We start from the raw sequence: 11014 nt of genomic DNA on the forward strand, positions 1-11014 counted from the left end.
CGGGCAGGAACTGCGCCGCGTGCAGGCGGGCGAGCGTCGCGGCGTCGATCTTGTCAGTCTTCACCTTGGCCCAGGCGATTGCGCGCACTTGCATCGGGTTGGCGATGGCCACGCGATGTACGAAGGGCGTCAGCAGCCGAACGATGACCGCCGTGTTGCCGGTCGCCTCCAGCACGACGTCGTCCTCCTTGGTCAGCGTCGCGGCAAAGGTCAGCACCGCATCACGGGCCATGGCGAAGCGACCATGATCTGCGCGCGGTGTCCAACGCAGGGAACACCTTCTGCAGCAGGAAATCGTCTGAAGGCCGCTCGTAAGCTATATCGAGCCAGATCTGCGGCCTGCGCGCATGCAGGGCTGCGGCTTCCGGAGAGAGCCGTTCGACGATCTCGGCCGGAAGTCGGAACCGGAGCATGCGCCGGCGGATCCACCGTGCGAATGCGGCGGCATCTTTGCGCCGGTATGAAATGAAGACATCCCAGTTCTCGACGGCCATCGCGCTACTTTCTCCACGTCCAGAAAATCCGCAGTGCGGAGCATCGCCAACGCCACGACGCTCGGCGCGGTCAGCTTAGCCGGACACACTTGCGACTTCCTCGCAAAGGCTCATCAGAAATGTTGATGCCGAGCGTGGGCAGTCCCTCGGACCCAGCGAGCAGCTGGTACGATGTCGACCGATCGCAACAACCCGAAAGGGAGTGCCATGGCCGGCAGAAGTTTTGCGCAACACCTGGATCCATCAATCGCGCCGAAGCGCATCCTGGCACTGGATGGCGGCGGCCTTCGAGGCGTGCTGACCGTGGCGATTCTAAAGAGGATCGAGGAAATCCTCCGCGAAAAGACGGGCGGTGATCCCAGCTTCCGTCTGAGCAACTACTACGACCTCATCGGCGGCACGTCGACAGGATCGATCATCGCTGCGGGTCTGTCGCTCGGGATGTCGGTGGTGGAGATTCGGGAGCACTACTTCGCGCTCGGAGAGGACGTGTTCAAGCCCGGACTCCTGAGTTTCGGCGTATTGAATCAGCGCTATGACGCCGACAAGGTTGCCACTGCGTTGAAGGGTGTCTTCGGCGACCGCACTCTAGGATCGAGCGATTTCAAAACCGGGTTGTTGGTCATGAGCAAGCGGCTCGACACCGGCAGTCCATGGCCGCTGACAAACCATCCTAAGGCGCGATATTTCGCCGCAAGAGAGGGCTCGAACACGGTCGCCAACCGCGACTATCCGCTTTGGTCCGTCGTGCGCGCCAGCACCGCCGCACCGACTTATTTCGACCCTGAGTCGATCGTCATCAAGGCCGCCGACCGCTCACGGAGCTTGCCCGAGGTTCGCGGCGAATTCGTCGACGGCGGCGTAAGCACTGCCAACAATCCATCACTGCAGCTTGTTCTGACGGCAACCGTCGCCGGCTATGGCTTCGGTTGGACGATGGGTCAGGAAAAGCTTGCCGTGACATCTGTCGGTACCGGCCGTGCAAACCGGACGCTCGGCTTGTCGAGCGGCATCCAATCTTTGGCCGCAGCGCATGGCATCAAGGCGCTGAGTTCGGTCCTCGAAGACTGCGCGGATTTGGTCGAGACGATGATGCAGTGGATGTCGCACAGTGCCACGGCGCGCGAGATCGACAGTGAAATCGGGACGCTCGAAGGCTGTCATCCAGGCGGCGCGCCCTGCCTCTCCTACCACCGCTACAACGTTCACTTTGAGCAGCCTTGGTTCAAAGAAAAGCTGGGCATCGAGAAGGGCCAGGCCGAACTCGATGAGCTTGCGAAGATGGACAAGCCCAAAAACATGCGGAACCTCGAAGCCATTGGAATCGAAGCAGCGCAGCGGTTCGTGAAGCCGGAGCACTTCGCTGTGCCTTGACGCGGCCGAGCAGGGATGTGCCATGCGAGTTTTCGTCATTCGCCCTTTCGGTGTCAAGGAAGCCATCGACTTCGAGCGCGTCGATGCGGAGCTCATTCAGGCCGCACTCCAGAGACTCGATTCGCCCGAGAACCCAATCAGCGGAGGCACAACCGGGTTGATCAGCAAGCAGGGCAACATCCGGGAGGACATGTTCCGGATGATCGTCGCCTCCGATCTCGTCATCGCGGATGTTTCGATCCACAACGCCAACGCGTTCTATGAACTCGGCATTCGGCATGCATTGCGGCCAGGGCACACCTTCATGCTGCGATGCAGGACCGACCACGCCTACCCTTTCGATCTTCAGACGGATCGGTACTTCTTGTATGACGCAAGCAACCCGGCCGCAAGTGTCGACAAGCTGGTCGAAGCGCTCCGTTCGACGCTAGCCTCGATCGAGCATGACAGTCCCGTGTTCGCGCTGCTGCCGAAGCTGGCCGCCCACGGACGCGGGGAACTCATTGCGGTTCCTTTCGACTTTCGTGAGGAAGTCGAGATCGCCCTCAATGAGCGCGCGCGGGGTGACCTGCGCCTCCTCGCCAACGAAGCGGCCTCGTTCGAATGGGATCAGGAGGGCCTGCGACTGATCGGTAATGCGCAGTTGAAGCTGTACGCGTTCCCCGGCGCACGCGAGACTTTTGAAGCTCTGCGGCGAGTCGCACCGCAGGACGTGCAGGCGAATCTGAAGCTCGGAACCATCTACCAGCGTCTTGTTCTTCGCGAGCCGGACCGGGCGGCGGAATTCCGTACGCGGTCCGACCAGGCGATCGCTCGGGTACTCGCCGATAACCCGAGTGTCCTGAACAAGGCCGAGGCTTTTGCGCTCCAAGGCAGCAACGAGAAGTCCCGCTGGATCGAGGATTTCAACGGATGTGGGGGATCGGATACCGTGGCCTACGCACTGCGGTCGCCGCATCTGGAGCAGATGCTGATGCTCTATCTCAAGGCTGCGAACCTGAACCTGAACGGTCACTACGCCGCTGCGAACGCACTCGGGCTTCTGAAGACGCAGCTTGCGCTTGCGGCACGCGCCCCGCAGGTCTGGGTCGATCTGTTCGACGACGACGAAGCGGCCGCCGAGGCGTTGAGGAAGCGAGAGGCGCTCGCACAGCGACTGACCTCGTTGATCTGTCTGGCGCTGGAGATGGACGACGTCATGGGGCGGCGCGAGGGCGATCAGGACCCTTGGGCGCAGAGCAGCCGGGCGGACTTCGTGATGATGACCGCTCCGGAACGCCCGCAGCGCGTCGCTAGCGAATATCGCAAAGCGCTCACCAACGCCGATCGGTTCAATCTCGAAGCGACGCGGCGAAACATCGCGATCTACAGCCGGCTTGGTGTCTTCGAGCCCGGCGTCGGTGCGGCCCTCGAAGCCATTGACCAGATCATTGCGACGAAGCATGTTGCAGGTGGCCCGCCGACCCGCGTCGTGTTGTTTACCGGGCACATGGTGGACACGCCCGACAAGCCGAAGGAGCTGCAACGCTTTCCGCGGACCGCGGAAGCGGAGGCGAAGGCGCGCGCGATGATCAAAGACGCGGTTGAGCGCGAGCTGAACGGACACACGAGTACGTTTCTCGGCATGGCGGGAGCCGCGTGCGGCGGGGACATCCTGTTTCACGAAGTCTGTTCGGAGCTTGGAGCGAAGACGGAGGTGTACCTGCTTCTTCCACCGGAGAGGTTCGAGGTCAAATCGGTACAGCACGCCGGCGCCCATTGGGTCGACCGCTACCGCTCGCTACTAGCGCGCTCGCCGCCGAGAGTGCTCCAGCAATCCACCGAGCTGCCGCGCTGGCTGACCGACAAGCCGAACTACAACGTCTGGGAGCGCAACAACCTGTGGATGATGTTCAACGCGATCGCAAAGGGATCTCCCGATCTCACGTTGGTCGCCTTGTACAACCGCGCGCGCGCGGCGAATGGACCCGGAGGAACGGGTCATCTGGTTGCTGAAGCAGCAAGGTGGGGGTTCAAATCTGTCGAACTCGACGCGCGTGAACTTCTGGAGGCACGCTCGCAAAATTGAGGAGAACGCTGCCCTTCATGACGAAGGTGTCGTGGTGCCTGAGCACATCGGCCTCGGCTGTGCGGCAAGACGCACCTCCATGGTAGGCACCGGCGGCGCTTCTGCTCAGCTTCTGCTCCTGTCATGCCGGGCTCTATCCTCGCCCATCGAGCAGCCGTTCCACTTTAGACCATGTTCAGATTGGCGCGGCCGGCTCTCTCGTGTTTCAGCGGAGCTGGCTCGAGCCGTATGAGTTGGTGATCGGCATACTTTGGAAGTCGCTCATATGAATCGGCTGCCAGGGCACCTCGTGGTGGCGCAGCTGAGTGACTGTCCGATCGATCCCTACGATGGCGTAGGGCCTGCTTGACATCAACGTCAAGCGGTTCGCGCGATTGCTCGGCATCTCCCGGCGCAACGTGAGCGAGAGCCTCTGTCACCCTGCGAGCGATGCGAGTCAGGTTCTGCGATTCTGGCCGCTGCGTGTGCGCGGCATACCACAGCCGGCTGTTCCAACTGGAGCGCCATGCGCGTTGAGAGCTGGCCCCAGAAAACTGAACAGCTCGATAAGGGTGGAAACTGCTCCTGAAGGCGAGGACCTCGCCTGTGTTGATTGGAGCGAACATGAGCAGAAGACCCGCCGCACGCACTCAGCGGCATTCAAAGCCAAGGTGGCGCTGGCAGCGGTGCGCGGCGACAAGACGCTGGCCGAATTGACGCAGCAGCATGACGTGCACCCCAACCAGATCACCGACTGGAGGAACCAACTGCTCAGTCGGGCAGCCGATGTCTTCGGCGGCGAGCAGGCAACGCCAGAGCCTGCCATCGACCTGAAGGCGCTGCACGCCAAGATCGGTCAATTGGCGCTGGAGAATGATTTTTTGGAAGGCGCGCTCATCAAGGCAGGCATGCTGAGCGCAAAGCGATGATTGATCGAAGCCACGATCTGCCGATCCGGCGCCAGGCCGAGTTGGTGAACTTCAGCCGCGGCTCAGCGTACTACGCGCCCAAACCCGTGTGCGATGCGGACCTCAAGCTGATGCGTCGCATCGACGAACTGCACCCGGAGTTGCCGTTCGCCGGAGCGCGCATGCTGCGCGATCTCTTGCGCGGCGAAGGCGTCGCTGTGGGCCGCAAGCACATGACCACGCTGATGCGGCGCATGGGTATCACAGCGCTCTACAGGAAGCCCAACACCAGCAAGAAGACGCCCGGCCGCACGATCTATCCCTACCTGCTGCGCACGCTTGCGATCACCCGGGCCAACCAGGTCTGGGCAATGGACATCAGCTACATCCCGATGGCCCGAGGCTTCATCTACCTTGCGGCAGTGATCGATTGGCACAGTCGCCGGGTGTTGGCCTGGCGGGTGTCGATCTCGATGGACACCGAGTTCTGCACCGATGCCGTCGAAGAGGCCATCACCCGATACGGCACGCCCGAGATCTTCAACACCGACCAAGGCAGCCAGTTCACCAGCAGCGCGTTCACTGGCCTGCTGCACGATCACGGCATCCGAGTCTCGATGGACGGCAAGGGCTGCTGGCGTGTTCATCGAGCGGCTGTGGCGCTCGATCAAATAGGAGGAGGTGTACCTTCATGCCTACGAGAGCGTGAGCCAGGCCCGAAGCGGAATCGGGCGCTACATCGACTTCTACAATCGAGCCCGCGCTCTGCTTCCCTTCCCGATGCGTGGCGTGGGACTTCGACAACGACAGCGTCTTCATGAACGAGCGCGTCGTGGGATGGAGCCGTGCGCAGGGACTCGAGGTCACGCGAGCGCGCGCCTACCGCAAGAACGACCAAGCCTGGGTCGAACAGAAGAATGGTGCGATCGTGCGCAGGTTGGTCGGCTATGGCCGCTTCGAGGGCCTGGAGTCCTTGCGCGCCCTGACCAGGCTATACGCTGCGGCCCGCATCCACACGAACGTATTGCAACCTTCATTCAAGCTGCGCAGCAAGTCTCGGATCGCCGTTGCGAGGCTTATGGCGAATAGATCAATGTCGACGATGTCCTCGAAGGCTTGGAGGTCGCCGCGCTGCAACACGGAGCGCCTGATTGACGTCTTGTGCCAGGTCGCGCATGTGTCGTTCGGCATTGATGAAGACGCGGAGGAGAGGTCTTCTTCGAGCCGCAGCATTAGACGGAGCACCTTGGCGCGGTGCGCGAAGCTCGCGCCGAATTTGTCGCACCAGCGCCGGATCGTCTCGCAACTGAGGACCACGCCACGCTCGAACAGCAACTCCTCGATGTCGCGCAGGCTCAACCGAAACCGGAAATGATCACCACCGCCGGGAACCGATGACCGTGATACAGCGACTTCTTCTTTCCCATCCTGGAAGCTTACGACACCGCCAACGTGACAATGCCTCGCGGAAAGCTGTAGTAAAGATGCCTTGACTTGAGAAGTCCTCGTACATGTCTAGCAAGTCGTTCCCGCAATATAAGGTCGGCCTTGTGCGCCACGTTGCAACTGCTCCAAGCGGCGTTCGCCCGAACGAATCGAAGAGTCAGCAGAATCAGATGGGTCCATCTCCCGGGAGGAATGGATCGCGTGACGCCGTCCAGCCCTGCGGCTACGATCCAACAGTGTTCACGCGCGGGTGATGTATTGAACATACAGTTGGTCCGCGAGTGCGGCGGCTGCTATGTCATATTCAGAAATCTTGTTTCCGATATCCCATGTCGTGAAGTAGACAAACAGGGTCTTCCACTGTGCCTCGATGCGGGGATGATGGCCAAGCTCGTTCAGGGGCTCGACAAGTGCCTGTAGAAATTCGATCGATTGCCTGAAACTCTTAAAGCGATACCCTCGCCGAAGTTCATGCCGCGTATTTGGGTAATCCCGTGGAGTTGAGGTTTCGAACGGCTGCCAGTTCGGCAAGGTGAGCAAGGCTGCATCCAATTCCGCGTCGTTTAGTGGTCGCGCATTCTTGTCACCAAGAGGAGCCATGACACTATTGTCGATCTGCTTAAATCCGTACTTGTTCGCTAGTACGTGTGCCAAGCCGGAGACATCACTCTCCCAGTTGTTGTCGTTCAGAACAAACATATGATGGTTGTGAAGCGCCGCAAGGGCTTCGGGCAAGGCCTCGATGGGTGGAAGCTCTTGCACGCCACCAACCAGAAGCGGAATGATCGTCATATTGGTTTTCAGGGCAGTATCGATCTCAAGTCGTACCCAGTCTTGCGCGGCATCGATTCGGCGGCGTCCATATTGGTCCGCGGCCTTGAGCCAATTCGGTCCGATCACAACTAAAGCGACGGTCGCTACATCCAATGCACGCTTCAGCCGTTCGGGCCAAACGTCTCCAGAAGCAAGCGACGACACGTCCATGAAGACTTGCTTGATTCCGAACCGAACCCGCAAGTGGAAATACAGTGCACGAACTGCATCCTTCGCATCGGCGCGCCGGTAGCTGATAAAAAGATTGGGCTTCGTCACGTGGCACTCCTTAACTAGCGATCCGTCCTCATTAGCACCAATGAACCTAGCTCGTTCGGCACAGGTCTGACTCTCAAGACGGTACAGAATCACCAGTCTATTTTTTTTGCGCCTGATAAATCTTGGGCAAACATTATGTCCAATTGGGCAAAACGCTTCGAAGCACTTCTCGAGTCCGCTCTCAAGATTGGGCGCAGCTACCCGGCCGCCACCTGTCTTCGTACGAATACATGGACTACCTCCTGGTAGTCCAAGTTTTTGTCCGCAGCCCCAAGGGGTCAGCTTTCGGTCGGCGCCAACAGCACTGAATTCAAATGGACCCTTACTCCCGCATCTTCTCAGCATATTTTTCGACGCAGAGTTTGAGAAACTCGGCGTTGTCCTCTTTGATAGAGGTCAAGAACTCGACTATTGCCGCTCGGATTTTTTCGCGCGCCTCAGGTTTCAAGTCTTCGAAAGTTTCTGGTAGCTCACCATCTAATTTGTTCTTTACCTTGTAATAGTCTGTGTAGAAGCGTTGCACGCGCGCCTTGTTGTCTAACCCAAAGGCTGCCACCATTGCGTCTTCGTTATCGGCGCCCAGTTCAACGCCTTCGTGCTCCATCCACTCCATGTTGTGCTCGAGTTGCGTACACGCGTCCCGGAACTCCTTTTCGGAGCGCGCAGGATCGAATTTCATCAGTGTCTCGTGCCATTTTTCGAAGAATGTGAAGCGCCAGCGCGAGGCCAACGTGAGCGCGATCAAGAGCATTGAGGTCTGCTGGTCGCCGACAAATCTGCGATCGAAGGTCTCGACGAGGAAGACGTAGAATCGGCGCATGCCGTTTTTGAAAAGCTTGTGCCGTGTAAGAATTGCGCGATAAATTTTATCGTCGCTGCCCTTCAGCGTAACGTCGTCCGGTTCCGGCGACAACAAGGCCGCCGCAAGAGCGACATTAATTTCCAATTTATCCATCCAAGGAATGTTCGCACGGTGAGGTCGTAGCAGCTTCTCTTTTAACTCACCCCAAGAGACACGCGGCGGCTGGCCGCCCGCAATCGATAGGGGCAAACGAAGGCCGAGGATGTCGAACGCGCGGCTTGATCCCATTAAGACGGAGTTTTCCGGGATGCGCTTAAATTCCTCATTGGCCGAAGGGTAAATTGTTATCTCCAGTCCTGCCTGAACGGGTGCTTCCCACAGCGGCTCTTCCCGACGGGCAAGTGTGAAAGCGTAACAGATCTCTTTGGCCGCTTTGGCAATATCAGACGCATATTCGGCTGGATTATCGTTCGCGGTATAAAGGTTCTTGCTATTGCAGACTGTTTGCAGAAATATGCCGACTGGGCTTTCATACCATACCTGGAAATCCTCACCTGCGGGAAACGGATTTTTGGCATCGTAAGTTTCAATCGGAGTGGCGCGCGTCGTGTTGTACCCTTCAACCACCCCTGGTAGCTTGTTCTGGTCGATATCATGAAGGCAGATGACGGGCTTTTTGTCGAGCGGAATCCCATCGTGCGGATTCTCAAAACTGTAGATGCCAATTTCGTAGCCGACATAGACGCTTTGATGATCGGTGAATACCGCAATCAGCCAATCTGTCTGTTTGAGCGCAGCGTCAATAATTGGCTTAAATTTGGAGCCCGGCGGAATGCTCTTGGTGTCGAGAAATGCCGCCAAGAGCGACCTCCCCTTGCCCTTGCCCGCCAACTCCTTGAGCTGCCGTTCAATCTCCTCTGCGACGATGGCGTCCTCGTGGGCGTAGCTGATGAACGTATTGGTGGTGTTGGGATTTGGATTAGTCACCTGATCGCCCTCCAGCCATCGGCTTTGTCTTGCACAGTAGGCGTTTCAACCGCAGGAAGAATGAGTCTGTGGGAACCGATGGAAAGGGTCAACCTCTTGTTTGGGGTTGTGCTGCCTCAAGGCGCTTCGATGCGTGCCGACACCTGCCGTCTTCCCCCGAATACGACCTTCAAACGTATCCGTCCGGCATCCAGGCGCTGGACCGCAAGCCCAGAGTAAGCGGCCAGTCTCCCCACCTTGAGATCAGAGGCGAGCCGGAGACCATGCTGTCCATCTAAGTTAGCTGGACAGCTATGGACGTCAATCCGAAGCAACGCCGCTGGCACAGCGCGGCGTTCAAGGCGCAGGTACTGGCCGCCTGCGCCGAACCCGGCGCTTCCGTCGCGGCGGTCGCGCTGTCGTTTGGGCTGAACGATAACCTCGTGCATCAGTGGCGTCGTGGCCGCGGGGCGAGTCCCGCGCCATCTCCAGCAAGTGCCACTGTCGAGCGTGCGCGGGAGTTTGTCGAGTTGTCGTTGCCTGCGCCGCCGGCGGCTCCGGCGCCATCGCGAGCGGCGGCCAGTACCGAGACGATCCGACTCGAGTTCAAGCGCGGGGCCCTCAGCGTCAGCGTTGCGTGGCCGGTCTCGGCGGCGGTCGACTGTGCAGCATGGCTGCGCGAGTTGTTGCGATGATCCGCATCGACGCCCTCTGGCTTTGCACCCAGCCCTTGGACATGCGTGCCGGCGCCGAGCGCCTGATGGCTCACGTCGTGCATGCCCGCGGCAGTGTTCGTGCGCACCACGGCTACTTGTTCGCCAACGTGCGGGCCACCCGTATCAAGCTTCTCGTGCACGACGGCTTCGGCGTGTGGTGTGCCGCACGAAGGCTCAATGCCGGCCGCTTCGTGTGGCCGAGCGACAGCAGCGCAGCGACCCCGCTGTCATTGACGCAGGCGCAGTTCGATGCGCTGGTGGTGAGGCTGCCCTGGGAGCGCCTGCCAGAGATGACTGTGATTACCCGTCTATAGGCCTTCGCAAGGAGCGCGTTCACAGCTCAACTCCCAATGACGCGAAGCAGCCGGGCTTGCATGATGGGAACCCATGCAGGACCTGCGCAACTTCAAGGACGAAGACCTCCAAGGTCTGACCCCCGAGGCGGTCACGGCGCTCGCTCAGCAGATGCTGCTGCAGATCCAGCGCCAAGCGCAGGACATCCGCCTGAAGGACGCCAAGCTCGAGAAACTCACGTTCGAGCTGGCTCGGCACAAGGCCTGGAAGTTCGGTGCGAAGGTCGAGGCGATGAGCGCCGAGCAGCGCCGGCTGTTCGAGGAGACGCTGACCGAAGACGAGGCCGCTCTGGAGGCCCTGCTGAAGCAGGCGCAGGGCACGCCGCCGGATGACACAGCCGCGTCGTCCAGGGCAAGCCGCGACGCCAAGAGCGCCGTCGCTGAGGAGGCGCTGCGTCGCATCGCGGAGATCTACCGTGTCGAGCGAGAACTGTCGACGCTGACGAGCGACGAGCGGCTGTCGAGAAGAAGCAGCGATGCGAAGCCACTGTGGGCAGACCTGCATGCATGGCTGCGGCTGGAGCGAGGCCGAGTTCCCGAAGGAAGCTCCACCGCCAAGGCTCTGAACGTAAGCGCTCTGTTGACCACGTCCCTTGTGCCCTGATGACCTTTGGGGCAGTGATCGCGGGGTGATCGGATGTTTGTCATTGGCGGGTGGTGCGCGAGAATCGCGGTCGTTCCCACATCCGGTTCAATCGATGGCCACCCCGTTTACCCCGTTGAGCGAGGCCGAGTTCAACGAACTCGACCAGTTCCTGCTCTATGACGTCGATACCGAAGACGTCATGACACTGGACATGGTGGATGGGTTTCTGC

The 11014-nt window shown here is 59.9% G+C and carries 8 protein-coding genes and 3 pseudogenes; 6 read left to right on the plus strand and 5 right to left on the minus strand.

Annotated elements, in window-relative coordinates:
- Positions 1-184 (minus strand): annotated as a pseudogene (locus AC1DYD_RS40185) (IS110 family RNA-guided transposase); the annotation flags it as partial.
- Between the two features lie 37 nt (positions 185-221).
- The gene (locus tag AC1DYD_RS40190) at positions 222-494 is read right to left on the minus strand and encodes a hypothetical protein (protein ID WP_478178298.1); all 273 of its coding nucleotides are present in this window, start codon (positions 492-494) and stop codon (positions 222-224) included.
- Positions 495-665: 171 nt separating this feature from the next.
- Between AC1DYD_RS40190 and AC1DYD_RS40195 the strand changes: the two genes are divergently transcribed.
- From AC1DYD_RS40195 to AC1DYD_RS40205, 3 genes and pseudogenes are all read left to right on the plus strand, one after another.
- On the plus strand, positions 666-1868 hold the full coding sequence (locus AC1DYD_RS40195) for a patatin-like phospholipase family protein (RefSeq protein ID WP_478178299.1): 1203 nt from the start codon (positions 666-668) through the stop codon (positions 1866-1868).
- A gap of 22 nt (positions 1869-1890) precedes the next feature.
- Positions 1891-3936: a tetratricopeptide repeat-containing protein gene (locus AC1DYD_RS40200; protein ID WP_478178300.1), complete on the plus strand. Its 2046-nt coding sequence runs from the start codon at positions 1891-1893 to the stop codon at positions 3934-3936.
- Positions 3937-4487: 551 nt separating this feature from the next.
- Positions 4488-5585 (plus strand): annotated as a pseudogene (locus AC1DYD_RS40205) (IS3 family transposase); the annotation flags it as partial.
- Positions 5586-6074: 489 nt separating this feature from the next.
- Here the strand turns inward: AC1DYD_RS40205 and AC1DYD_RS40210 are convergent.
- From AC1DYD_RS40210 to AC1DYD_RS40220, 3 genes and pseudogenes are all read right to left on the minus strand, one after another.
- Positions 6075-6250, minus strand: a pseudogene (locus AC1DYD_RS40210) (IS6 family transposase); the annotation flags it as partial.
- Positions 6251-6509: 259 nt separating this feature from the next.
- Positions 6510-7361, minus strand: coding sequence for a 4a-hydroxytetrahydrobiopterin dehydratase (locus AC1DYD_RS40215; RefSeq protein ID WP_478178301.1), 852 nt, complete (start codon positions 7359-7361; stop codon positions 6510-6512).
- A gap of 322 nt (positions 7362-7683) precedes the next feature.
- A complete protein-coding gene (locus tag AC1DYD_RS40220; RefSeq protein ID WP_478178302.1) occupies positions 7684-9150 on the minus strand; it encodes a toll/interleukin-1 receptor domain-containing protein in 1467 nt (488 codons plus the stop codon).
- A 293-nt stretch (positions 9151-9443) separates the two neighbouring features.
- Between AC1DYD_RS40220 and tnpA the strand changes: the two genes are divergently transcribed.
- The 3 genes from tnpA (at position 9444) to AC1DYD_RS40235 (ending at position 10802) form a co-directional block, all read left to right on the plus strand.
- The gene (gene tnpA / locus AC1DYD_RS40225; RefSeq protein WP_478178303.1) at positions 9444-9824 is read left to right on the plus strand and encodes an IS66-like element accessory protein TnpA; all 381 of its coding nucleotides are present in this window, start codon (positions 9444-9446) and stop codon (positions 9822-9824) included.
- Positions 9821-10159, plus strand: coding sequence for an IS66 family insertion sequence element accessory protein TnpB (gene tnpB, locus AC1DYD_RS40230; RefSeq protein ID WP_478178304.1), 339 nt, complete (start codon positions 9821-9823; stop codon positions 10157-10159). Before tnpA ends, tnpB begins: the two co-directional genes overlap by 4 nt.
- A gap of 73 nt (positions 10160-10232) precedes the next feature.
- The gene (locus AC1DYD_RS40235) at positions 10233-10802 is read left to right on the plus strand and encodes a transposase domain-containing protein (RefSeq protein WP_478178305.1); all 570 of its coding nucleotides are present in this window, start codon (positions 10233-10235) and stop codon (positions 10800-10802) included.
- The last annotated feature ends 212 nt before the right edge of the window (positions 10803-11014 follow it).

This window comes from Variovorax sp. P4_B11, assembly GCF_056402355.1.

Coding starts and splice junctions, on each gene's coding strand:
- AC1DYD_RS40190 (WP_478178298.1), bottom strand. CDS start 494: ATGGCCGTCGAGAACTGGGATGTCTTCATTTCATACCGGCGCAAAGAT.
- AC1DYD_RS40195 (WP_478178299.1), top strand. CDS start 666: ATGTCGACCGATCGCAACAACCCGAAAGGGAGTGCCATGGCCGGCAGA.
- AC1DYD_RS40200 (WP_478178300.1), top strand. CDS start 1,891: ATGCGAGTTTTCGTCATTCGCCCTTTCGGTGTCAAGGAAGCCATCGAC.
- tnpA (WP_478178303.1), top strand. CDS start 9,444: ATGGACGTCAATCCGAAGCAACGCCGCTGGCACAGCGCGGCGTTCAAG.
- tnpB (WP_478178304.1), top strand. CDS start 9,821: ATGATCCGCATCGACGCCCTCTGGCTTTGCACCCAGCCCTTGGACATG.
- AC1DYD_RS40235 (WP_478178305.1), top strand. CDS start 10,233: ATGCAGGACCTGCGCAACTTCAAGGACGAAGACCTCCAAGGTCTGACC.